At 34.7% G+C, this 23928-nt stretch carries 18 protein-coding genes; 9 read left to right on the top strand and 9 right to left on the bottom strand.

The window, feature by feature from the left end:
- Nucleotides 1-3: 3 nt before the first annotated feature.
- Nucleotides 4-2553, top strand: coding sequence for a FecR domain-containing protein (locus tag ACE939_RS09135; protein ID WP_378185081.1), 2550 nt, complete (start codon nt 4-6; stop codon nt 2551-2553).
- Nucleotides 2554-2610: 57 nt separating this feature from the next.
- Here ACE939_RS09135 and ACE939_RS09140 read toward each other — a convergent pair whose 3' ends face one another.
- Nucleotides 2611-3030: a nucleoside-diphosphate kinase gene (locus ACE939_RS09140; RefSeq protein ID WP_148782897.1), complete on the bottom strand. Its 420-nt coding sequence runs from the start codon at nt 3028-3030 to the stop codon at nt 2611-2613.
- 252 nt (nt 3031-3282) lie between these two features.
- On the opposite strand from ACE939_RS09140, the gene ACE939_RS09145 reads away from it, so the two are divergent.
- From ACE939_RS09145 to ACE939_RS09155, 3 genes are read left to right on the top strand one after another with little or no spacing between them, the layout of a single operon-like run.
- Nucleotides 3283-4299: a bifunctional oligoribonuclease/PAP phosphatase NrnA gene (locus ACE939_RS09145; RefSeq protein ID WP_378185083.1), complete on the top strand. Its 1017-nt coding sequence runs from the start codon at nt 3283-3285 to the stop codon at nt 4297-4299.
- Nucleotides 4296-4850: a gliding motility-associated peptidyl-prolyl isomerase GldI gene (gldI, locus tag ACE939_RS09150; RefSeq protein ID WP_378185085.1), complete on the top strand. Its 555-nt coding sequence runs from the start codon at nt 4296-4298 to the stop codon at nt 4848-4850. The genes ACE939_RS09145 and gldI overlap by 4 nt, the downstream gene beginning before the upstream one ends.
- Before the next feature lie 14 nt (nt 4851-4864).
- The gene (locus ACE939_RS09155) at nt 4865-5998 is read left to right on the top strand and encodes a peptidylprolyl isomerase (RefSeq protein WP_378185087.1); all 1134 of its coding nucleotides are present in this window, start codon (nt 4865-4867) and stop codon (nt 5996-5998) included.
- A 57-nt stretch (nt 5999-6055) separates the two neighbouring features.
- Here ACE939_RS09155 and ACE939_RS09160 read toward each other — a convergent pair whose 3' ends face one another.
- A complete protein-coding gene (locus ACE939_RS09160; protein ID WP_378185089.1) occupies nt 6056-7516 on the bottom strand; it encodes an aminoacyl-histidine dipeptidase in 1461 nt (486 codons plus the stop codon).
- Between the two features lie 83 nt (nt 7517-7599).
- Between ACE939_RS09160 and ACE939_RS09165 the strand changes: the two genes are divergently transcribed.
- The 3 genes from ACE939_RS09165 to ACE939_RS09175 all read left to right on the top strand — a co-directional run bounded on the left by ACE939_RS09165 (nt 7600) and on the right by ACE939_RS09175 (nt 13162).
- Nucleotides 7600-8694, top strand: coding sequence for a DUF3810 domain-containing protein (locus ACE939_RS09165; RefSeq protein ID WP_378185092.1), 1095 nt, complete (start codon nt 7600-7602; stop codon nt 8692-8694).
- Between the two features lie 82 nt (nt 8695-8776).
- On the top strand, nt 8777-11758 hold the full coding sequence (locus ACE939_RS09170) for an amidohydrolase family protein (protein ID WP_378185094.1): 2982 nt from the start codon (nt 8777-8779) through the stop codon (nt 11756-11758).
- 114 nt (nt 11759-11872) lie between these two features.
- Nucleotides 11873-13162 carry an amidohydrolase family protein gene (locus tag ACE939_RS09175; protein WP_378185096.1) on the top strand — a complete coding sequence of 430 codons (1290 nt, stop codon included), beginning with the start codon at nt 11873-11875 and terminating at the stop codon, nt 13160-13162.
- Between the two features lie 67 nt (nt 13163-13229).
- Here ACE939_RS09175 and ACE939_RS09180 read toward each other — a convergent pair whose 3' ends face one another.
- The 7 genes from ACE939_RS09180 to tgt form a co-directional block, all read right to left on the bottom strand.
- Nucleotides 13230-14354, bottom strand: a complete 1125-nt coding sequence (locus tag ACE939_RS09180; RefSeq protein WP_378185098.1) for a pyridoxal-phosphate-dependent aminotransferase family protein — start codon at nt 14352-14354, stop codon at nt 13230-13232.
- A 232-nt stretch (nt 14355-14586) separates the two neighbouring features.
- Nucleotides 14587-15822 carry an asparagine synthetase B gene (locus ACE939_RS09185; protein ID WP_378185100.1) on the bottom strand — a complete coding sequence of 412 codons (1236 nt, stop codon included), beginning with the start codon at nt 15820-15822 and terminating at the stop codon, nt 14587-14589.
- Between the two features lie 70 nt (nt 15823-15892).
- Nucleotides 15893-17434, bottom strand: a complete 1542-nt coding sequence (gene dnaB / locus ACE939_RS09190) for a replicative DNA helicase (protein WP_378185102.1) — start codon at nt 17432-17434, stop codon at nt 15893-15895.
- A 167-nt stretch (nt 17435-17601) separates the two neighbouring features.
- Entirely contained in the window at nt 17602-18555 is a 954-nt protein-coding gene (locus ACE939_RS09195; RefSeq protein WP_378185104.1) for an acetyl-CoA carboxylase carboxyltransferase subunit alpha, read from the bottom strand.
- Nucleotides 18556-18618: 63 nt separating this feature from the next.
- Complete coding sequence (locus ACE939_RS09200; protein ID WP_378185106.1) at nt 18619-19539, bottom strand: DMT family transporter; 921 nt, start codon at nt 19537-19539, stop codon at nt 18619-18621.
- Nucleotides 19526-20602: an LptF/LptG family permease gene (locus tag ACE939_RS09205; RefSeq protein WP_378185108.1), complete on the bottom strand. Its 1077-nt coding sequence runs from the start codon at nt 20600-20602 to the stop codon at nt 19526-19528. The genes ACE939_RS09200 and ACE939_RS09205 overlap by 14 nt, the downstream gene beginning before the upstream one ends.
- A complete protein-coding gene (gene tgt, locus ACE939_RS09210; protein WP_378185110.1) occupies nt 20603-21733 on the bottom strand; it encodes a tRNA guanosine(34) transglycosylase Tgt in 1131 nt (376 codons plus the stop codon).
- Between the two features lie 209 nt (nt 21734-21942).
- Here tgt and ACE939_RS09215 point away from each other — a divergent pair, with 209 nt between their 5' ends.
- On the top strand, nt 21943-22788 hold the full coding sequence (locus ACE939_RS09215) for a transketolase (RefSeq protein WP_378185112.1): 846 nt from the start codon (nt 21943-21945) through the stop codon (nt 22786-22788).
- A gap of 51 nt (nt 22789-22839) precedes the next feature.
- Entirely contained in the window at nt 22840-23793 is a 954-nt protein-coding gene (locus tag ACE939_RS09220) for a transketolase family protein (protein WP_378185114.1), read from the top strand.
- The last annotated feature ends 135 nt before the right edge of the window (nt 23794-23928 follow it).

A 23928-nucleotide genomic window follows, 5' to 3' on the forward strand; every position in this document is an offset into this window, starting at 1 on the left:
CACATGCACAGAATCGTTTGCGTATTTATGTTTCTTTTGAGCGTACTGGCTTTTTCACAAGAGAAAACCAATACGCTCACATTTAATAACGCATCGCTAGTCAGTGCGTTACCTCAAATAGAAACATATTTTAATGTTTCATTTTCCTATATTGACCAAGTAGTCAATGGCAAATTTATTTCTTTAACAATATCAGAAAACTCAAAAGTAGCTTCGGTAATAAAAAGTATTGAACAACAAGCACTTATAAAAATTGAAACAATTAAAGAAACCAATTTTGCTATTAGACCATATAAATCAAATGATCAAGTAGCGCTTTGCGGAACTTTAATTGATGAGCAGCAAAATCCTCTAAAACAGGTATCTATTCGCATCATCCCAGAAAACAAAATCGTAACCACAGATACTAATGGAAATTTTGTTGCAGAGCAATTATTATATAACTCGATTTTAGAAATAGACCTACCAGGTTATGTTAAAAAAAGAATCTCAGCTTCAGAAATTTTTAGCAATTCATGTGCGCTAATAGAGATTTCAACTATAGAATTCTCTTTAGACCAAGTATTCATAAAAGATTTTTTAGCCAAAGGTATTTCTTTAAATCACAAAACTATTCAAATTAAAATTAGTGATCTTCAAGCATTACCTGGCTTGACCGAACCCGATATTTTATACAGTATCCAATTGGCTCCAGGAGTCAATAGTCCCTATGAGACTGCTTCAGGTCTACATGTGCGAGGTAGTACACCTCATCAAAATTTAGTCTTATGGAATGGTATTAAAACTTATCATCATGCACATTTGTACGGTATGTTATCGGCATTTAACCCATATGCTGTTGATGATGTTTTATTTTATAAAAGCGGGATACCAGAAAATTATGGGGATCGCTTAGCTAGTGTTGTGGATATTAGAAGTAGCTCTAAAATAACAAATAAATTTAAGGGAAGTATAGGTATGAATATGATCAATTCTGATGCAATCATTGACATCCCACTAATCAAAGATAAATTATCTGTTAAACTTACAGGTAGACGCTCATTTACCGACCTCCTAGAAACATTCACCTATAAAAAACTGGCAGATAGAGCATATCAAAACACCAAAATACAGAATAGAGATCAATCTGTCTCAGGAGATAATACTTTCTACTTTCTAGATTACAACACCACCGTAAATTACAATGCAACCAAACGCGACACACTACAAATAAACACCTTATATAGTAAAAATAAATTACGCTTTGATCAAGACAGTAGAACTTTAAAATATAGTGATAAGCTAATTACCGAAAATGAAGGATATAATATAAAATGGCATCATTCCTATCATCCTAATTTTAATCAAAAAACTTCTTTTTACTATACCAAATATGGATTGAACTATACTTTTGCAGCCGATTCTATTACAAAAAATATAGAAATTCGAACCAAAGAGAATAATATTCGCGAGTTAGGAACTAATGTGATTTTAAAATATTTATCAGGTACTAAAAGTAACATATCTACCGGTTATCAATATATTAAAAAATATTTTAAACATGGATTTGCTACTACTACTCCAGATTACTTTCTGATTTTAGATCAAGATGATCGTACGCTGGATATTCATGCTGCACATCTTGGCTATCAATTTGATGACGCCCAAAATTGGTTTGTATCTACTGGCATCCGTCTAAATCATTATTCTGGATTAGACAAAACCTATATAGAGCCTAGAATTGTAATTCAAAAACAGATAACCTCGTCTATCGAAATTAATGCAACAACCGAGTTTCGCTCACAAAGTGATAGTAATATTCGGGAATCCGTTATTAGTGATCTAACCTTAGAAAATGAAATCTGGAAACTTGCAGACACTACTAATTTTCCGATCTCCACAAGTACACAATATTCAATCGGTGGAAGTTTTAAAAAAAAAGGATGGAATTTTAATACTGATTTTTATCACAAACAGATTAAAGGGTTAACGACCTTAACCGCTGGATTTATAAATCCAATTGACAATCAATACCATGATGGAAAAAGTGAAATCTATGGAGTGGATATTTTTATTAAGAAAAAAATTAAACGATTCAATTCTTGGTTAAGCTATTCGTATATCAATACTCAAAACTTTTTCACTGATGTAAATAATAATAACTATTTCCCAGGTAATTGGAATATTAGACACTCACTTCGTTGGACTAGCTTTTATGATCTAGACCATTTACGTTTTTCGTTAGGTTGGACGTGGCATTCTGGCAAAGCGTATACCCAAGTTAGAGAAATAATAAATGAACAGGGACAAGTAACATTACAATATGGAGAACTTAACAGTTCTACTTTACCCATATACCATCGCATGGACCTTTCTGTAATCTACAATTTTAAACTTAAGGAATCATCCAAATTAAATTATAGGTTTGCTGTATCAATTCGCAATCTATACGACAGAAAAAATTTAATTAATAAAGAATTTAGGTCTGCAAATACTCTTGATAACAAATTTAGTTACTCAGATATGTATGGTATACGATTAACACCAAACTTAAGTTTTAGAATATTATGGTAAATTAAAAATTCCATTTTGAGTATTCAAAATGGAATTTTTAATTTACATGATTCTTTACTAGAATTGCTCTCTCCCAGAAAAATGAAATGCGCCTTCGATCGCTGCATTCTCATCACTATCACTACCGTGAACAGCGTTTTCACTTATTGAAGTTGCAAACTTTTTGCGAATTGTTCCCTCTGCTGCATCTTCTGGATTAGTAGCACCTATTAGAGTTCTAAAATCCTCAACCGCATTTTCTTTTTCAAGAATTGCAGCCACAATAGGACCACTAGTCATATACTCTACTAACTCTCCATAAAAAGGTCGTTCACTATGCACAGCATAAAACGCTTTTGCATCATCTGTGGTTAGTTGAGTTAATTTCATCGCTACAATTCTAAAACCTGAAGCTGCAATTTGCTCAAGGATTGCTCCGATATATCCTTTTCTTACCGCATCCGGCTTAAGCATTGTAAATGTTCTGTTTGTTGCCATTTTTATAATATTGATTGTTTTTTCCTCTCAAAAGAGGTTATTAAATTAATTTGGACATCACTAGCATATCCATTTTTTTTGCAAAAGTATAGATAAAACCTTCAAATCCAATATAATTTCTTAGAAACAATGAACCCTTTTCAAAATTAAGAACCAACAGTAAATTGTAATAATCCGATACGAACCTAAATGTATCTCCCGTTTTACATCACCTTTAAAATTTAATAACATTTATTGTATATTCGCTGATCTATGAAAACACCAGAGATAGAAGCTTTAAAAGTGCTCTTAGAAGAGTCAAAAAAAATTGTTATCATTCCGCACAAGAATCCTGATGGCGATGCAATCGGTTCTACTTTAGCTCTTAAACATTATCTAACCGCTTTAAATCAAGAAGTAGCTATCATTTCTCCTAATGATTATCCAGAGTTTTTAAAATGGATACCTGGTCAAGAAGAGATTATTAACTACGAAAGCGACAAGCAAAAAGGTGATGAGTTAATTGCCGCAGCAGATCTGATTTTTACTTTAGACTTTAATCATTTAGGGCGTTGCGGAGCTTTAGAAAATCCACTACGTGATGCCAATGGTACCTTTGTAATGATTGATCACCATCAACAACCCGATGATTATGCGTTTTTTACCTACAGTGATGTGTCGATGAGTTCGACTTGTCAAATGGTGTATCATTTCATAGAAAAAATGGGCGATTTAACTAAAATCACACCAGATATTGCAACTTGTATCTACGTTGGCATCATGACCGATACAGGATCATTTAGATTTCGATCAACGACCAGTACTACCCACCGGGTGCTTGCAACCTTAATTGATTTTGGAGCAGACAACACTGCTATCCACGAAAAAATATATGATACCAATACATACTCACGACTACAATTACAAGGTATTGCTTTACAAAATTTGAAGGTTTTACCCGAGTATCGTACAGCTTACATCACCATCTCTCAAGAAGAATTAGACCAACATGATTTTCGCAAAGGTGATACAGAAGGATTTGTAAATCTAGGTTTGTCCTTAAATAATATTGTTTTTGCTTTGATATTTATTGAAAATAAAAGTGAAGGAATCATCAAAATATCTCTTAGATCAAAAGGAGAGTTTTCAGTAAACGAATTTTCGCGTTTACATTTTGAAGGCGGAGGTCATCACAACGCAGCAGGGGGAAAAAGTAATCTTTCCATCAAAGAAACAGTTGCTAAATTAATTAGTATATTACCTGACTATAAAAATGCTTTAAACTCATGAGAACAATATTTCTGATTTTTGGTTTAACTATACTGCTTGTGAGTTGTAAAACACCCGAAGCCAGAAAACCAGTGAATACAAAGTCAGGATCTTTCTTGGATGAATCTATTACCCGAAATAAAAAACTATCGGCCAAAGAAGAATCTCGTATTCTCAAAATTATACAAAAAGATACACTTAATACGTACAAAGCATCTGATGGAGGTTTCTGGTATTACTACCACACCAAGGACACAGTAACAACAATTCAAAGTCCAAAATTTGGTGATACAGTAACCTTTAGCTATCAACTTAATGATCTTAATGACAATCTAATTTACTCTAAAAAAGAATTAGATACCATTGCCTATATTATTGATAAAGAAGAATTATTTTTGGGACTAAGAGAAGGACTTAAACTTATGAAACCCGGCGAAGTAATAACTTTTCTGTTTCCTTCGTATCAGGCATACGGATACTATGGTGATGACAATAAAATAGGAACCAATATCCCGCTTAAAGCGAAAGTTACATTACATACAATTAATCAAGAATCAACACTTAAAAACTAATATTTACTTTAAAAATGAAAAAACTCAATCTTTTATTCCTAGCCGTACTAACACTTATTTTAAGTAGCTGTGAAGAAAAATATCCTGATTTAAAGGATGGTCTATACGCAGAGATTGTAACCAATAAGGGTACTGCTATTGCCGAATTATTTTATAAAGAAACACCGATGACTGTTGCTAACTTTGTTTCGTTAGCCGAGGGTAATAATACAAAAGTCGACAGCGCTTATCAAGGAAAGAAATTTTATAATGGTATACTATTTCACCGTGTTATCAAAGATTTCATGATTCAAACTGGTGATCCATTAGGAACTGGTGCTGGAGATCCAGGTTATAAATTTCCAGACGAAATTGTAGATAGTCTTGTTCATGATAAAAAAGGAATTTTATCGATGGCAAATTCAGGGCCAAATACAAATGGTAGCCAATTTTTTATCACACTCAAGGCAACACCTTGGTTAGATGGAAAACATACAGTATTTGGTGAGATCGTTCAAGGTCAAGATGTAGTGGATAGTATTGGTACCGTCAAAACTAAAGTTGCAGATAAACCAGAAACTGAGGTTAAAATGCTCGAAGTTAATATTATAAGAAAAGGTAAGGATGCCAAATCATTTGATAGTGAAGCAATTTTTTCTGATAGATTAAAAAAAATTGAAGAAGAGACTGCAGAAAAAGAACGAGTTCAAAAAGAAAAAAGTGAAAAGGTTGCAGCCCGTTTTACAGAATTGAAGGCTAAAGCTGAAAAGCTTGAAAGTGGTCTGGAGATGGTATTTATTAATAAAGGTGATGGTGAGCAACCTAAAATGGGAAGTACTGTTTTAGTAAATTATGAAGGGTATTTTGCTGATGGAACAGCATTTGACACCAACATTGCTGAGAAAGCAAAAGAATTGGGCGTTTTTAACGAGCGTAGAGCAGCAGATCCTAGAGGATATGCTCCTATGCCAGTACCTTATTCTCCAGATGCGCAAATGATCGCAGGTTTTAAGGAAGGAATACAACAAATGAAAGTAGGTGATAAAGCAGTTTTATTTTTACCCGCACATTTAGCTTATGGTGAACGTGGCGCAGGTCCTATCCCACCAAATACGGATTTAATCTTTGAATTAGAAATTATCGATATACAAGACGATAAAAAACAATAAAATAATCTCATCAAAAATCCCGCTAATTTTAACTACTAGCGGGATTTTTTATTTAAACTATTTAGCAGGAATTCGCTTTAATATTTCCAAAGTAAAATTCCAGTATTTCTGAACCGAAGAAATACTGGCACGTTCATCTGGTGAATGAGCTCCTTTGATGGTTGGACCAAAAGAAATCATTTCCATAGTAGGATAATTTTGTCCTAAGATTCCGCATTCTAAGCCTGCGTGACAAGCTGCAACATTTGCTTTTGCACCATGTAATTCAGTATACAAAGCATCCATTACTTTTAAAATTGAAGAATTCATGTCTGGAGCCCAGCCAGGATAATCTCCACCTGTTGTAACTATACATCCCATTAACTCAAAGGTTGATGTCAATTTATTTACTAAATCCTGTTTGGATGACTCAACACTACTTCGCGTAAGACATTTTATTGTAATAGTACCTTTGCCTACTTCTACTTTGGCTATATTATTCGAAGTCTCAACCAAATCGGGAATCGCCGCGCTCATAGTATACACTCCGTTATGTGCTGCATACAGGGATTGTATTAGTTTAGTACTTAACTCGGGCGACATAGCAACTTTTGGAACTTCAATCTTATTTATATGAAACGCTAAATTTTCTTCAACTAGCTTCAATTCTTCTTTAATCCATAAAAATGTGTCATTAACTTTATTTTCAAAAGATTTCTGATCCTTTTTATCAATTACAATAGTAACAAAACTCTCTCTTGGGATGGCATTGCGTAAGCTACCACCTTTGATTGACTCTATTTGGAGTGCTGTTACTTTAGAACCTTCATATAATAAACGATTCATTATTTGATTAGCGTTTCCTAATCCTTTATTTATATCCATCCCAGAATGTCCTCCATTGAGACCGTTAATGGTCAATGAATAAGCCACAGTATTAGGCGTAATAGTTTCTTCGGTATAAGAACGACTAGCAGTAACATCTACGCCGCCTGCGCAGCCTACACCAATTTCATCATCCTCTTCAGTATCAAGATTTAATAGAATATCTCCCGTAAGCCATCCGCCTTTAAGTCCTTTGGCTCCTGTCATACCTGTTTCCTCATCAATAGTAAACAAGGCTTCAATAGCAGGATGTACAATAGTATTAGACTCCAATATAGCCATAATAGTGGCTACCCCAAGTCCATTATCTGCACCAAGAGTCGTACCCTTTGCCTTAACCCAATCCCCTTCGATTATCATATCAATACCCTGTGTATTAAAATCAAATTGTGTTTCTGCATTTTTTTGATGCACCATATCCAAATGGGATTGCATCACCACAGTTTTTCTATTCTCATATCCAGGAGTTGCGTTCTTACGAATAAGCACATTACCTGTTGCATCAACTTCAGTTTGTAACCCTAGAGACTTTCCAAAATGTTTCATAAACGCTATTACACGTTCTTCTTTTTTTGAAGGTCTTGGAACCTCGTTTAAATCTGCAAATTTGTTCCACACTGCTTTAGGTTCTAAATCGCGTATTGCTGAATTCATATAAAATTGTATAATGATTTTAAAAAAAATAATCCTAGCGTGCAATGTAAGGAATTTTTGATTTTACCTCCTATCTTTGCTATATGCATTCGAAAACAAAAAAGCTCCTTACTTTCTTACTGCCTGTGCAATATTTGGGTATTCAAATGCTCTCTTTTTTTCCTGCATTGGTCGAAAAATTTTATAGTAATGGAGTATATATATACATTTCTAGAGCACTACGCTTTACCTTTGGTTGGCTTCCCTTTTCTTTCGGTGATATTTCATATATCATTTTAATCGGATTACTACTTCTGTATATATTTAAAATTGGTGTGAAAAGAAAAGTAAATTGGCAAATGATCGCTTGGGATGCGGGTGCTACTTGCTCTGTTATTTATGCTTCTTTTCACCTACTATGGGGTATTAACTATTACAGAATGCCCTTGCATAAAACTTTGAGCCTTGAGGATCAATACACCCAAGAACAATTGATATCTGTTACCGAAAGTCTAATTGAAAAAGCAAACCATATTCATCAACTACTTGAACAAAATGATTCTGTACCTATTCACTCGCCATATACAAAGGATGAAATTTTTGAGATTACAAAGAAAAGTTACGCTCGAGCCAGTCTTAGCTTTCCTACCCTAAAACTTTATCCTCAAAGCATTAAAAAATCATTGCTTAGTTTACCTTTAACTTATATGGGATTTAGTGGATATCTCAATCCTATTACGAACGAGGCACAAGTAAACAGCCATATTTTGAACTACAGGGCACCTACAACGAGTTGTCATGAACAAGCTCACCAAGCAGGATATGCTAAAGAAAATGAAGCTAATTTTATTGCTGCAATAATCACATTATATGATGAGGATCTTTATTTTAGATATAGCGGAATTACTTTTGCTCTAAAATTTTGTTTAAATGATGTATATAAACGGGATGAGCAAATTGCTATTTGCCTTGCTGAAAAGTTACGACCTGGAATTAGAGAAAATTATCGTCAAATAAATGATTTCTGGAAATCTTATCAAAATCCAATAGAACCATATTTTAAAGGCACCTACGACCGTTATCTAAAAATTAATAACCAGCCCAGCGGCATGGATTCTTATAATTATATGGTAGCTTTACTTGTAAATTATCTAAGTCATCAAAGTTCACAAAATAGTAGGTATAAAAATAAAGTATAGTATTGTTAAAAATTTCTTAATACAACTAGTCTTCTCTACTCAACTTTTATCTTTAGGTTTTATATTCCTTTAATAAAATTACATGAAAAAATTTACAACAACCTTCATCCTTTTGCTCTGGCTTTTTTTTGGTTATAGTCAAGATTACTTTCCTGTCAATGATGGCGTAAAAACTAAAAACAAAACCATTACAGTATTTACCAATGCTACAATCCATGTGGATGCCAAAAAAATCATTACAGATGGGATGATAATGATTCAAAATAATAAAATAATTGGTGTAGGTAAAAACTTAACACCTCCAAAAAACAGTCATACAATAAATCTAGAAGGGAAACATGTATATCCATCTTTCATAGATCCCTATACGAGTTTTGGTGTTACTCTTCCCACATCCAAAAGCAACGGAAGACGTAATAATGATCCGCAGTATGGTCCATCTCGCGAAGGATATTATTGGAATGATCATATTCGACCAGAAACCAATGTATTAACCTCTTTCAAATATGATGATAAAAATGCAAAAACTTATCTCGATCAGGGATTTGGGGTGGTGCAAACGCATTTTGCAGATGGCATTGCTAGAGGCACAGGTATGCTTATTGCCTTATCCAATACAGCAAATAATAATACACGCCTTTTAGATCAATCCTCTGCTCAATTCTTTTCTTTTGAAAAAAGTAAAGCCAGTAATCAAGCGTATCCTACTTCTTTAATGGGCGCCATGGCTCTATTACGTCAAATGTACTTGGACGCAGATTGGTATGTCAAAGGAAACACCACCTCAACCGATCTTTCGCTAGAAGCCTTACAGGCAAACAAAAACTTACCACAAATATTTGATGCTGGAAGTAGAATTAATAGCATACGAGCCGATAAAGTCGGAGATCAGTTTGGCATTCAATATACTTTATTGGGTGGCGGTGATGAATATGAAAGAATCAACGAAGTAAAAAATACTAATGCAACCTATATCATACCTATTAATTTTCCAGATGCTTACGATACTTCTGACCCTTATTTATCTTCTTTACTAAGTTTGGGAGCTATGCGTTATTGGAACCAAGCACCAACAAATCCAAGTGTCCTAGCCAAAAACAATATTCCATTTTCGATAACAACTCACAAATTGAAGAAGATCGACTCCTTCAAAGATCATATTTTAAAAGCTATCGAAAACGGCTTACATCCAAATGATGCTCTCGCTGCTTTGACTACTGTACCTGCAAAAATTATAGGAAAAGAAAATCTTTTAGGAGTTTTGAAAAAGGATGCATATGCCAATTTTTTGATAACTAACGGTGAGCTTTTCTCAAAGGAAACTATAATTTACGAAAATTGGGTATTGGGTAAAAAATATAGTGTGAATCCTATGGATGTACAAGATCTAACTGGTCACTATACTTTAACAATAAACTCAAAACAATATTCGGTTCATCTAACGGGCAAACCAGCTAAGCCAAAGGCTGAAATTAAACTCGACACATTGAATATCAAAAATAGTACAACCTATAAAGATAAGTGGCTAACACTTGTTCTGGCTGAAGATAATAAGACCAAACCCAGTTTTATAACACTTACGACTAGAATTAACGAACAAGGAATTTTTGAAAATAAAAAAGCTATATTGTCTGATGGTAGTATAACCACATTCAAATTAATTAAAAATGACGGAGTATCGGATCCTAAAAAAGAAGATGATACAAAGTCAAAAAACATCCCTTATATAGCTCCTGTATCCTATCCTAATATAGCTTTTGGGAATACAACCTTACCAAAACAGCAAACTTTACTCATTACAAACGCAACGGTTTGGACAAACGAAGCCGATGCTATTCTTGAAAATACCGATGTATTAATAAAAGATGGAAAAATTGCTTCAATAGGAAAAAATATAAAAGCTTCCAATGCTCTGATCATCGATGGCACAAATAAACATTTAACAACGGGTATTATTGATGAACATAGTCATATTGCTGCTGCTGCTATTAATGAAGCTGGACATAACTCATCTGCTGAAGTTACTATCGAAGATGTTGTACAGCCCGATGACATTGATATCTATCGTAATTTGGCTGGCGGTGTTACGTCAATTCAAATTTTACATGGTTCTGCTAACCCTATAGGTGGACGTTCTGCTATTATCAAATTAAAATGGGGGGAAACGGCAAAAAATATGATTTATGATGCCTCACCAAAATTCATAAAATTTGCATTAGGAGAAAATGTCAAGCAAAGTAATTGGGGAAGCCGTAGTCGTTTTCCACAATCGAGAATGGGTGTTGAACAGGTGTATATGGATTATTTTTCAAGAGCTCAGCAATATGACTCAAAGAAAAAATCAGGACTACCTTATCGCAAAGATATTGAAATGGAAACATTGGCAGAAATATTGAACGGTGAACGTTTTATTAGCTGTCATTCATATGTACAAAGTGAAATCAATATGCTTATGAAGGTAGCAGAGAAGTTTAATTTTAGAATAAACACCTTTACACATATTTTAGAAGGCTATAAGGTCGCCGATAAAATGGCAGCACACGGCGTGGGTGGATCAACATTCTCTGACTGGTGGGCTTACAAATACGAAGTAAATGATGCAATCCCTTACAATGCTGCGATTATGCATAATCAAGGTGTTACAGTTGCTATCAATAGTGATGATGCAGAAATGTCTAGAAGGTTAAATCAAGAAGCTGCAAAATCTGTGAAGTATGGCGGCATTAGCGAAGAAGATGCTTGGAAATTCGTAACCTTGAATCCTGCCAAACTTTTACATATTGATGATCGAGTTGGGAGTATCAAAGTAGGTAAAGATGCAGATCTCGTGTTATGGACAGATCATCCGTTATCTATCTATACTAAAGCAGAAAAAACTATTATTGAAGGTGCTATTTATTTTGATCTCCAAAAAGATAAAGAACAAAGAATTCAAATTGCTGCAGAAAAAAATAAACTTGCAGCTCTTATGCTCGAAGCCAAAAATAAAGGCTTCAAAACCCAAACAGCAAAGAAAAAAGAAAAACAACGTTTAGAATGTGAAACTCTAGAAACAATTAAGTAATTAGAGAATAGATTTAATCACACAGTAAAACTGTATAAACTAGATTTGAGGCTTTGCAAACATTGTAGTTATATTTAAGTCATATACAGTTATTATAAACCTTACATACAAAAGATGAAAGTAATTACATTATATATTGCATGTATCTTCCTAAGTTTTGGAGCACATGCGCAACAGACGCCAGCAAAGAAACAACTTAAACCCATCTCTATTCAAGGAGCTACCTTACATATAGGAAATGGGGAAATTATTGAAAATAGCTTAGTTGTTTTTGAAAATGGAAAAATCACATATGCTGGATCCAATGTACAAGATAACGTTATTGGATCTGTGATCGACGCTTCTAGTAAACATATTTACCCTGGCTTTATCGCCCCTAATACAACCTTAGGACTGGTAGAGATTGGAGCCGTGAGAGCAACCGATGATATTAGTGAAATTGGAGAATACAATCCTCATATTCGCAGTTTAATTGCTTATAATGCAGAGAGTAAAATAGTAGAAAGCATGCGACCTAATGGTGTACTTGTAGCTCAAGTTACACCAAGAGGGGGTCGTATATCAGGTACTTCGTCTATCGTACAACTTGACGCTTGGAACTGGGAAGATGCGGTACTTAAAAGCGATGACGCTATGCATATCAATTGGCCTGACTTATACACAAGAGGTCGTTGGTGGCTGGGAGAAGATCCAGGATATACACCTAATAAAAAATATCCTGAACAAGTGGCAGAACTCCAGATGTTTTTTAATCAAGCTAAGGCTTTAGAAAAAACTAAAACTTCTTCAGAACAGTTACCATATGAGGCCATGCAAGAAGTTTTTGAAAATAAACAGAAGGTTTTTATTCATGTTAATTACGAAAAAGGGATTCTAGAGGCTATTGCTTTTGCTAAAAAAAATAAAATTACATCATTGGTAATTGTTGGAGGTGATGAAGCTTATAAGGTAGGTAAGACACTAAAAGATAATAACATACCTGTATTACTTGCACGAACACATTCACTTCCAAATAAAGAAGATGATGATTACGATTTACCATACAAAAACGCTAAACTTTTGGTAGATATGGGTATTTTGGTTGGTTTACAGAATAGTGGGCAAATGGAACGAGCCAATGCTCGAAATTTACCATTTCAAGCAGGTACTGTAGCAGCACATGGATTAGATAAAGAAAAAGCGCTCCAGCTTATTACTTACAACAATGCGGTTATATTAGGTATTGATGATCTAGTAGGAACCATCGCTGTGGGAAAAGATGCTACGTTATTTATAAGTAAGGGAGATGCACTAGATATGCGCACCAATCAATTAGAAAAAGTTTTTATTCAAGGTAGAGATGTTAGTTTAGAAACTCATCAAACAACATTATATAAACGCTATAGCAATAAATATGGTCAATAAGAACTAAAATTTTCTATTATAAAAAAGTGCTCTTTTGATTAAGAGCACTTTTTTATAATTGTTAGTATCAACCATCATGTCTAAATTCTTTTATATCCTTCAGCGCATTTATCAGCTTATCTACATGCTGTATGGTACAACTCTCTCCCATGATGCCAATTCTCCAAATTTTTCCCGCAAAATTACCTAGCCCACCACCTACTTCAATATTGTAATTTTTCAGAAGTTTTGTTCGAAGCAGTGCTTCATCATTTCCTTTAGGTAAATAAACCGCATTTAAGTTTGGTAATCTATATTTGTGATCCACCAAAAATTTAAATCCTAAAGCTTCTAACTTTTCCACTAAATACGCGTGTACCTTCTGGTGTCTTAGATATCGATTTTCTAATCCTTCTTCAAGAACGATACATAGTGCTTGATGCAATGCAAAAATTGAAGAAACTGGAGCTGTATGGTGGTACGCTCGTTTTGAGCCACTCCAATAATTCTTGACCAAATTAAGATCCATAAACCAGCTTTGAACAGGTGTTTTTCTTGCCTCTATCACCTTTACCGCTGCTTTGGATAAACTAATTGGTGAAAGACCAGGAGGCGCACTCAAACATTTCTGTGTTCCTGTGTAGACAGCGTCGATTTTCCATTCGTCAACTTTTAACGGCATTCCACAATAAGAAGTCACCGCATCAACTACTAATAATGCCCCTGCATCATGAACTAGCTCACTTATTCTCTCTAGGGGTTGTAAAACTCCTGTTGAAGTTTCTGCGTGGACTATAGCTAGTACTTTTGGTTTCTTACATACTTTTAAAATAGTTGCTACCTGTTCCTCGGTAATAATAGATCCCCACGGTGACTCTATAGTATGCACAATGGCACCACAGCGCTCTGTAATCGCTACCATCCTTTCTCCAAAAACACCATTCACACAAATAATTGCTTCATCACCGGGTTCAAGTAGATTGACAAGACATGTTTCCATACCTGCAGTACCAGGAGCTGAAACTACAAATGACAATTCATTTTGGGTCATAAAAGTTTGCTGAACCATTTGTTTTACCTCGTCCATCAATACAACAAACTCTGGATCAAGATGACCTATCAAAGGCGTAGCCATAGCTTGTAGCACTTTAGGATGAACATCAGAAGGTCCTGGACCCATTAAAATTCTGTTAGTAGTTTTGAGTTTGATCATTATAAAAACAAGCTTTCAAAGTAAATAATTAATAGTATAAACGTAGACTCTAAAATTAAAAAAATAAAATTTTAGTGTTTTACTAATTTTCACTAATTATATGTGTTTGTACTCATTCATTGAACGAATGAATGGATAGTGGCAAAAACATGGTCAGAAATTGTGGATTTCGTAAATCAATCCATAATTTTTACGAATAAAAAAATACCTGCATTTTTAAAAACCTGTCTTATTATGTTTTTTGTTTCTTTTTCTTAGCGGCAGGAAATAGTACATTGTTGAGAATTAACCGATAACCAGGAGAATTAGGATGCAATTCAAGTTCAGTCTTAGGATCCCCTACTCTGTGCTGATAATCTTCTGGATCATGTCCTCCATAAAAAGTAAAAAAACCTTTCCCTTTTATACCATGAATATACCTGGCTTCTCCATTTGCTTTGTTTTCGCCCAAGATCAAAACATTTGATTTAATTTCTTGAGGATCATAGGCTGTTGTTTGTCCCATAAAACCCTTTACCAACGCAGTATGATTTTGGCATAACATGGTAGGAATTGGATCCCATTTGGCAGAAAAGTCCATTAACGTAAAATAATCTGTAGTTTTGGATATTTGTCGTTTTCGAGTCATATCGATTGTTGAAAACTCGTAAACATTTGGGCTTCTTTCAAGAGTAAAATTAGTAAAGGCAAAAGTTTTTGAATAATCTATTTTTGATTGATATCCTGGATCACTGGGATCACCATCAAACATCGGCTCACAGATATCTACATTTTCTGCAGACAAAGCTATCTCAAAACTATCTGTAGCACTGCACATAGCAAACATAAAACCTCCTCCTACAATATAATCTCTAATTTTTAGAGCGACGGCTAGTTTTTCTTCAGAAACTTTACTGTACCCTAATGATTTGGCAAGAGCTTCTGCCTGTTTTTTCTCGTTGATATACCAAGGTGTAGCTCTATAGGTCGCATAAAACTTCCCATATTGACCCGTAAAATCTTCATGATGTAAATGTAACCAATCGTATAAAATCAGATTATCTTCTAACACTTCTTTATCGTAAATAGTTTCATAAGGAATTTCTGCATAAGTCAAAACCATCGTTACGGCGTCGTCCCATGGTTGATTACCTTTTGGAGAATAAACTGCGATTTTGGGTGCTTTTTCTAAAATGACGGCTTCCATATTTTGCGACGGACTACTAATCTCAGCTAAGATGGATTCAGTTTGGGCTTCACTTATTACTTCATAAGATACGCCACGTATAACACACTCCTTTCTTATAAGCTCGGTATTAGGTAATAAAAAAGAACCTCCTCTGTAATTTAGCAACCACTTCACTTTTAAATCCTTACTCAATGACCAATAGGTTACTCCATATGCCTTTAAATGGTTTTGCTGATCATCAGCATCCATGGGTAAAAGAATATACGAAGCATTTGTAACTTGAAAACATACAATTGCCATAAAAAGCAAAAGCCTATATCTTCTTTCACTTAAAAGAGAAAATATAGGCTTGCTTACATGATTTTTTATTTTAAAACGGAATATCATCATCATTAGATTCATTTAAACTACTCCCAAAAGCTTCCTCTGCACTCGGTAAATGACCTGTACTAAAAGGATCTTCTTCTTTGCCATCATTCATTTTTGAATGAAATTCAAAAGGAGTACCAAAGTCATCTAAGTTATCAAATTTACCTAAATGACCTATAAATTTTAACCTAATGTTTTCAAGTCCACCATTACGGTGCTTTGCTACAATAAATTCGCCTTGTCCTTGAGTTGGAGAACGCTCCTCATCATCCCATTCGTCAATCTTATAATACTCTGGACGATAAATAAAGGATACAATATCTGCATCTTGCTCAATAGCACCAGATTCTCTAAGGTCACTAAGTAGTGGTCTTTTGCTACCCCCACGAGTTTCTACTGCACGAGATAACTGCGATAACGCGATTACTGGTACATTTAATTCTTTTGCGAGTGCCTTTAAGTTACGTGAAATAGTAGAGATTTCTTGCTCACGGTTTCCATTTTTCCCAGTGCCACCAGCAGTCATTAATTGCAAATAATCTATTACAATCATTCGTATACCATGTTGCGAACTTAATCTTCTTGCTTTTGCTCGCAAATCAAATATTGAAAGTGAAGGTGTGTCATCTATAAACAAAGGAGCTTTTTCCAAGTCCTTTACTTTTACATTGAGCTGCTCCCATTCGTGCTTTTCTAGTTTCCCAGTTCTCAATTTTTCTGAAGAAAGACCTGTTTCTGAAGAAATTAGTCGAGTAATTAATTGTACAGACGACATCTCTAAAGAAAAGAATGCAACAGGAATACCTTGTCCCACGGCTACATTACGCGCCATAGAAAGTGTTAAAGCCGTTTTACCCATACCAGGTCTTGCAGCTACAATGATTAAATCACTAGGTTGCCAACCAGAGGTTAAACGATCTAGCTTATCAAAGCCAGATGGTACTCCGCTAAGCCCCTCTTTATTTGAGATTTCTTGAATTTTTTTCTTAGCCTGAATTACCAAGTTTTGAGCAGTTTCTGTAGAGCGTTTTATATTTCCCTGTGTAACTTCATATAATCTAGACTCTGCCATGTCCAGAAGATCAAAAACATCGGTAGACTCATCATACGACTCCTCGATTATTTCATTAGAAATTTTAATGAGACTACGTTGTATGTATTTTTGTAAAATTATTCTTGCATGAAATTCAATATGGGCAGATGAGGATACTTTTTGGGTCAATTGAACCAAATAATAATCTCCGCCAGCTAAATCTAATTTTCCGTCTTTTTTTAATTGACTAGAAACCGTTAATAAGTCAATGGGTTCAGAGTTTTCAAAGAGTTTAAATATCGCTTCAAAAATATATTGATGTGCCTCGCGATAAAAAACATCGGGATTGAGTATATCAATAATTTCGTCTACCCCCTTCTTATCGATCATCATTGCTCCCAAGACAACCTCCTCTAAATCAATTGCTTGTGGTGGTATTTTCCCCTTTTCAAGCGAAATTACGTTTCCCCTTCCGTAATTTTTTTGTTGGGCTTGTTGTACTTTTTCCATAGCTACGAATGTAAACAAATTGTAAAGAGACAAGTCAAATACAGCATTGTGATTGTTAACTGTTCATAAACAATCGAACTGTTAATAACTTGTTTTTATTGTTAATAAGCATAAAAAAATCTGAAGTTACAAACTTCAGATTTAGTTAGTAAGTGATTTTTTAGGACTTATCCTTTGAAGACTCCCATGTTTGCATATTTATCCATACGCTTTTTCACTAATTCTTCTGGTGATAAGTTTTTGAATTCTAAATAAGAGCTATATATTTTTTCTTGAACCGTTTCAAACATCTTTTCACGATTACTATGTGCTCCTCCTAGAGGTTCTTTAATAATCTCGTCGATTAACTTTTGTTTTTTCATGTCAATAGCCGTCAATTTGAGAGCATCTGCCGCTTGTTCTTTATACTCCCAGCTACGCCAAAGAATTGAAGAACACGACTCTGGCGAGATCACAGAGTACCAAGTATTTTCTAACATCATCACCTTATCTCCAACACCAATACCTAATGCACCTCCACTAGCTCCTTCTCCAATTATAATTACAGAAATTGGAACTTTGAGACGTGTCATTTCCAAAATATTACGTGCAATAGCTTCTCCTTGACCACGTTCTTCGGCCTCTAAGCCTGGATAGGCTCCTGGCGTATCAACAAAACATACCACAGGTATATTAAATTTTTCTGCACTTTTCATCAGGCGAAGCGCTTTGCGATATCCTTCAGGATTTGCCATCCCAAAATTACGATACTGTCTAGTCTTGGTATTGTATCCTTTTTGCTGACCAACAAACATAAAGGTTTGCTCACCGACCTTACCCAAGCCACCGATCATAGCTTTATCATCCTTTACATTGCGATCTCCATGTAATTCTACAAACGTATCTCCACAAATTGCTTTTATATAATCAAGTGTATAAGGTCTTGAAGGATGTCTCGAAAGTTGAACACGCTGCCAAGCTGTAAGATTTTTATATATATCTTTTTTAGTCTCGTTCAATTTTTTTTCGATCTGTTTACAGGTAGTAGTAACATCAACGTCACTCTCCTGGCCTATTGCACAAGCTTTGTTAAACTGTTCTTCCAGCTCTTTAATAGGAAGTTCAAAATCTAAATATTCCATAATAAGAATATATTTTTTATTTACTTAGGTTAGCGGACAAATATAAAACTTTACTTGGGAAAGTTATATGATGACCTTTGTCTTTTTATTTTTTTTGAAATTTTTAAAAATTCCATTTAGAATTACTGTGCTTATAATTATAATCGCACCATAGTAAAATGAGGGACTCATCTGCTCTGCGTCTCCAAAAACTAAGTAGGCCAAAAAAATACCATAAACAGGCTCCATATTTATAGTTAACATGACTGTATAGGGGCTCAAATATTGCATCACTTTTACCGAACCTATAAATGCATATGCCGTACATATCGAAGATAATAAAAGCATATACATCCAATCTGAATACGATAATGTAAAAAATTGTAACGTAAATCCAGCGTCCCCTTTACTGTATATAGTTAACCCTAATAAATATACTGTAATAATCCCTACTCCACTCAATAATTCATAGAAAGATATAACCGATGGATCATATTTTTGCGCAATTTTACCATTAATTAATGAAAAAACTGCTGATAAAAATGCCGAGGATAGTGCATATACTATTCCCAAAAAATAATCTCCTTCGACATTAAAAATGATATAAAGACCTATTATTACTAACAAACCAAACAGTAACTCATACCAAATTATTTTTCTCTTATAAAAAATAGGTTCTAGTAATGAGGTAAAAAAAGCACCTGTTGATAATAATGCTAACGTAATTGAAACATTAGAAACTTTGATTGCAGCAAAAAATGTCACCCAATGCATTGCAATCACGCAACCAGCTGCTATTAAAATAAGTAATAATTTTTTGGATACTTTTAATCTAATTTTACTAAAATAAATAAAAATTAAAATAAACCCCGAGGCAAGTAACATTCTATACCATACTAACGGTAATGCTTCAATCGAAATTAACTCACCCAAAACCGCCGTAAAGCCCCAGACAAATACAATGAGGTGCAAATGCAGATAATTTTGAAGCTTAACGTTTGGCATTATATAAAAGATAAATTGCTAATAAACCAAAAGATACGTTTGGAAACCAAACCGCAACCAATGGCGGAAAATCAGATTGATTTGCCATGGTACCCAAAACTTTATCTATAAAAATAAAGATAAAAGCTAGTGAAATACCAACAGCTAGATTAACTCCCATACCTCCGCGACGTTTCATCGACGAAACCGCTACACCAATAACAGTCAAAATAAAAGCCGAAATGGGTATACTCCATCGTTTATAAGCAACTACCTTATAACGATTTATATCCGATGAACCCCGTTTACTCTCTTTTTCAATAAATTCTCTCAACTCCAAATAATTCAGCGTTTCTGCCACATACGTTACGGGAGTAAATTCGTCAATATTAAAAGGTAAGACAGTATCTTTTATCGGTAATTTTTCTATAACATCACGATCCTCTTCAACTTCTCTTTTGACAAAATCGCGAAGTTCATAAATACTATCTGTTACGTTATAGGTTATTTTACGAGCTGAAATTTTAATTTTTAATTTATTTCCATCAAAATATTCCAACGTGAAATTAGTAGCGGATCTATCCAAAGGTCTGAAATCATTGGCATATAAAAATACGCTATCGTTAATTTGACGATACACATTACTAGTTTCTTGGACTTTTTTATTCTTTTTTAAGTATGAATATTTAAATTCATTAAATCCCTGACTTGCATTTGGCGCGAGAAATAACCCCATAGCCAAGGCGCCTATACAAATTATTATGGCACCAATCATATATGGACGTAAAAATCTCCAAAAAGAAACGCCTGAACTTAGAATTGCTATAATTTCGGTATTATTAGCTAGCTTAGAGGTAAACCAAATAACAGATAGAAAGACGAATAATGGAAATAAAAGGTTTGCAAAATATATCGTGAAATCCAAATAATACGCAATGATAGCATCCAAAGGTACACTATGCTCAAGCATATTATCAATTTTCTCTGATAAATCTACAATAATACCTATTGGAATAAACAATAGAATCATTGTGAAAAAAGTGCCTAAATAGCGTTTTAATATATACCAATCTAGTATTTTCACTTATAATCTTTTATCCATTTGTTTTACCATTTGCTCTTTCCATGGTTTAAAATCCCCTGCTAATATATGTCTTCTTGCTTCACGAACCAACCACATATAGAATCCTAAATTATGGATAGTAGCAATTTGTTTACCTAACAACTCGTTTACTGTAAACAAATGTTTAAGATATGCCTTTGAATACTCGGTATCGACAAAAGTTATTGCCATATCATCGATAGGTGAGAAATCATCTTCCCATTTTTTATTTTTAATATTAATTGTTCCATGAGCGGTAAACAACATACCGTTGCGCGCATTTCTAGTGGGCATTACGCAATCAAACATATCCACACCCAAAGCGATATTTTCTAGTATGTTTATAGGAGTCCCAACACCCATTAAATAACGAGGTTTCTCTTCGGGAAGAATATTGGTTACTATCTCGGTCATTGCATACATCTCCTCGGCAGGTTCTCCTACAGATAGTCCGCCAATAGCATTACCTTTTGCATCGGCATTAGCGATATACTCTGCCGACTGCATTCGTAAATCTTTGTAAGTACTACCTTGCACTATGGGAAAAAGTGTTTGATCGTATCCATATTTGGTAGGCACCTTTTTTAAATGATTGATACATCGATCTAACCATCGATGTGTCATATGCATACTACGCTTTGCATAACCATAGTCACAAGGGTATGGTGTACATTCATCAAATGCCATAATAATATCTGCGCCTATAGATCGTTGAACCTCCATCACACTTTCTGGGCTAAAAAAATGAAGAGAACCATCAATATGAGATTTAAATTTTACACCTTCTTCCTTGATTTTTCGATTTGCAGAAAGTGAATACACTTGATAACCACCACTATCTGTTAAGATATTTCGATCCCAATTCATAAATTTATGAAGTCCCCCTGCCTGTTCCAAAATTTTAATTTGTGGCCTTAGGTACAAATGATACGTGTTGCCCAAAATAATATCAGGATTAATATCATTTTTTAGCTCTCTTTGGTGCACACCTTTTACAGTTCCCACCGTTCCAACTGGCATAAATATTGGGGTTTCTATCACACCATGATCTGTCGTTACCGTACCTGCTCTAGCGCTGCTTTGCGCATCTTTTGATAAAAGTTCGAATTGCATAATTTGTTTTTCGTCGTCGGCAAAGATAAGTATAACCATTAAATACCTATCACACTATATAAAGTTTAAGACTACATAAAAATAGCCACTACTTTTCTAACAGATTGTTATTAACAAGAATATCTTAATTAAAAGCTGCTTAGACATTTTGCCACACACTACAAATCCACTATTTTTGACCTTTCATTATTAAGATAACAAGCAGCATAATGCCAAAAACACAACAATTAGAAGATTTTGTAACTCAAGTACGCAGAGATATCCTGCGCCAAGTGCACAAAGTAAACTCAGGACACCCAGGAGGATCCTTAGGGTGCGCTGAATTTTTTGTAGCCCTGTATCAAGAAATTCTTGATCGTAAAGATGGTTTTGAAATGGACGGAATTGGAGAGGATTTATTTTTTCTCTCAAACGGTCATATTTCACCTGTATTTTATAGTGTGCTTGCACGAAGCGGGTATTTTCCAGTAGATGAACTTAATACCTTTAGACTTATCAATAGTAGACTACAGGGGCACCCCACTACTCACGAGGGATTACCTGGTGTTCGAATTGCTTCTGGATCCTTAGGACAAGGCATGTCTGTTGCAATAGGTGCCGCACTAGCCAAAAAACTTAATAATGACAACAAACTCATTTATAGTCTTCATGGCGATGGTGAATTGCAAGAAGGTCAAATTTGGGAAGCAGCTATGTATGCTGCAGGTAATAAAGTAGATAATCTCATCTCGACCATTGATTTGAATGGTCAACAAATTGATGGAGCTACCGACAGCGTTTTACCAATGGGCGATTTAAGAGCCAAATTTGAAGCTTTTGGATGGGAAGTAATGGATATTAAAGAAGGGAACTCGATAACTGCGGTTATAGATGGGCTTAAAGAAGCAAAAAGTAGAACAGGTAAGGGTAAACCAATTTGTGTTTTACTTCATACCGTCATGGGTAATGGTGTGGATTTTATGATGCATACCCATGCTTGGCACGGTAAAGCTCCAAATGACGAGCAATTAGCTACAGGGCTTGCTCAAAATCCAGAGACTTTAGGAGATTATTAATAACAAATTTATGTATCAACTGTACATGTTGATATGCTGAATAAAACTAACATGAAAAAATATATAGATACCGGTAAAAAAGACACACGTTCAGGTTTTGGTGCCGGGTTAGAAATGCTTGGTAAATCCAACGAAAATGTAGTTGCTCTATGCGCTGATTTAATTGGATCTCTTAAGATGGATGCATTTATTGCTAATAATCCTGACCGTTTTTTTCAAATCGGGATTGCTGAAGCAAATATGATGGGTATTGCTGCTGGTCTAACTATCGGAGGCAAAATACCGTTTACAGGAACATTTGCTAACTTTTCAACAGGTAGAGTCTATGATCAAATACGTCAATCAATTGCTTACAGTAATAAAAATGTGAAAATTTGTGCATCTCATGCTGGACTTACGTTGGGTGAAGATGGTGCAACACATCAAATTTTGGAAGACATTGGTCTTATGAAAATGTTACCTGGCATGACTGTAATTAATACATGTGATTACAATCAAACAAAGGCTGCAACACTTGCGATTGCAGAGCATGATGGACCCGTTTATTTAAGATTTGGTCGACCAAAAGTTGCTAATTTTACACCAGATGACCAAACTTTTGAAATCGGAAAAGCTGTACAGCTTCAAACCGGAGATAATGTTACTATCGTTGCCACAGGACACTTAGTCTGGGAGGCACTACAGGCAGCTGAACTACTTTTTCAAGAAGGAATAACTGCCGATGTTATCAATATTCATACGATAAAACCATTAGACGATGTTGCAATTTTAAATTCTGTAGCAAAGACAGGTTGTATTGTAACAGCAGAGGAGCACAACGTCTTAGGAGGTCTTGGAGAAAGTGTTGCTCGAGTACTTTCTGAAAAACATCCTACTCCACAAGAATTTGTTGCAACCAAAGATACCTTTGGAGAGAGTGGAACTCCTGAACAATTAATGGAAAAATACGGTCTAAATGCAGCAGCTATAGTTACAGCTGCCAAAAAAGCTATCGGACGTAAATAAAATTTATATTCCTAAATTAATAAAGCCTTCTGGATAAATAATTCAGGAGGCTTTGTATTTTACCTAGTAGTTCCTTTCTAAGTTAAATCCACATATCTCTATAGTATTTTAAAGAACACCCTAGATAAAGTATAC

The organism is Aquimarina rhodophyticola (genome assembly GCF_042434915.1).
Classification (GTDB): Bacteria; Bacteroidota; Bacteroidia; order Flavobacteriales; family Flavobacteriaceae; genus Aquimarina.

What these genes read in the sequence shown, in the direction of transcription:
- ACE939_RS09135 (WP_378185081.1), top strand. Translation starts at nt 4, where the DNA reads ATGCACAGAATCGTTTGCGTATTTATGTTTCTTTTGAGCGTACTGGCT.
- ACE939_RS09140 (WP_148782897.1), bottom strand. Translation starts at nt 3,030, where the DNA reads ATGGCAACAAACAGAACATTTACAATGCTTAAGCCGGATGCGGTAAGA.
- ACE939_RS09145 (WP_378185083.1), top strand. Translation starts at nt 3,283, where the DNA reads ATGAAAACACCAGAGATAGAAGCTTTAAAAGTGCTCTTAGAAGAGTCA.
- gldI (WP_378185085.1), top strand. Translation starts at nt 4,296, where the DNA reads ATGAGAACAATATTTCTGATTTTTGGTTTAACTATACTGCTTGTGAGT.
- ACE939_RS09155 (WP_378185087.1), top strand. Translation starts at nt 4,865, where the DNA reads ATGAAAAAACTCAATCTTTTATTCCTAGCCGTACTAACACTTATTTTA.
- ACE939_RS09160 (WP_378185089.1), bottom strand. Translation starts at nt 7,516, where the DNA reads ATGAATTCAGCAATACGCGATTTAGAACCTAAAGCAGTGTGGAACAAA.
- ACE939_RS09165 (WP_378185092.1), top strand. Translation starts at nt 7,600, where the DNA reads ATGCATTCGAAAACAAAAAAGCTCCTTACTTTCTTACTGCCTGTGCAA.
- ACE939_RS09170 (WP_378185094.1), top strand. Translation starts at nt 8,777, where the DNA reads ATGAAAAAATTTACAACAACCTTCATCCTTTTGCTCTGGCTTTTTTTT.
- ACE939_RS09175 (WP_378185096.1), top strand. Translation starts at nt 11,873, where the DNA reads ATGAAAGTAATTACATTATATATTGCATGTATCTTCCTAAGTTTTGGA.
- ACE939_RS09180 (WP_378185098.1), bottom strand. Translation starts at nt 14,354, where the DNA reads ATGATCAAACTCAAAACTACTAACAGAATTTTAATGGGTCCAGGACCT.
- ACE939_RS09185 (WP_378185100.1), bottom strand. Translation starts at nt 15,822, where the DNA reads ATGGCAATTGTATGTTTTCAAGTTACAAATGCTTCGTATATTCTTTTA.
- dnaB (WP_378185102.1), bottom strand. Translation starts at nt 17,434, where the DNA reads ATGGAAAAAGTACAACAAGCCCAACAAAAAAATTACGGAAGGGGAAAC.
- ACE939_RS09195 (WP_378185104.1), bottom strand. Translation starts at nt 18,555, where the DNA reads ATGGAATATTTAGATTTTGAACTTCCTATTAAAGAGCTGGAAGAACAG.
- ACE939_RS09200 (WP_378185106.1), bottom strand. Translation starts at nt 19,539, where the DNA reads ATGCCAAACGTTAAGCTTCAAAATTATCTGCATTTGCACCTCATTGTA.
- tgt (WP_378185110.1), bottom strand. Translation starts at nt 21,733, where the DNA reads ATGCAATTCGAACTTTTATCAAAAGATGCGCAAAGCAGCGCTAGAGCA.
- ACE939_RS09215 (WP_378185112.1), top strand. Translation starts at nt 21,943, where the DNA reads ATGCCAAAAACACAACAATTAGAAGATTTTGTAACTCAAGTACGCAGA.
- ACE939_RS09220 (WP_378185114.1), top strand. Translation starts at nt 22,840, where the DNA reads ATGAAAAAATATATAGATACCGGTAAAAAAGACACACGTTCAGGTTTT.